At 65.3% G+C, this 547-nt stretch carries 1 protein-coding gene; it reads right to left on the reverse strand.

From position 1 onward, the window contains the following. Positions 1-180: SulP family inorganic anion transporter (locus CKO41_RS18395; RefSeq protein ID WP_200383301.1), on the reverse strand; the 180-nt coding region annotated here is incomplete at its 3' end. Between the last annotated feature and the right edge of the window lie 367 nt (positions 181-547).

The raw sequence follows: 547 nt of genomic DNA on the forward strand, positions 1-547 counted from the left end.
GCCGGACTCTACGGCGCCGTGCTGGTGGGGCTGTTCGCGGCGCCGTAGTCCGGCCTCCGCGCCGGCGCCGGAGGCGACGCCGAAGGCCAGCGCCATGGGTAGCGCGATGATCGCAGCCGTGACGCCGCCGAAGAGGTCGCCCTTGGCGTTGTCGAATCTGATCTGGTTGAAGATCCGCATGCTGGTGTCCTCTCCGAGGATCCGGTTGTCTCCCGCAGGCTGGCGCGGCAGTTTCTAGGCGCCCGCATCCTAAGGGAAATCGATAAACCGAATCGGAAAAATAGAGCTTCGGTTATGCAAAATCGTGTCCGAACGCCTGCTGCGGCGTATGTCCCCTATAGTGCCCTGGATGCACGCCGACGTCGTGGAGTCGGGACGCATCGGCGCGGCCGGGGACCGGGCGAAAACGGACGCGGTGGTCCAGACTCGCGGATTTTAGATGGATCGCGCGGCAAGTTGACCTGGTTGCTTGGGATCGGGGCGCGGCGGGTCGATAATCGGCGCTTGCAGTCACCGAGTGCGAGCGAGCTCCATGGCCGAGCCCACG

This window comes from Thiococcus pfennigii (genome assembly GCF_016583835.1).
Lineage (GTDB): Bacteria > Pseudomonadota > Gammaproteobacteria > Chromatiales > Chromatiaceae > Thiococcus > Thiococcus pfennigii.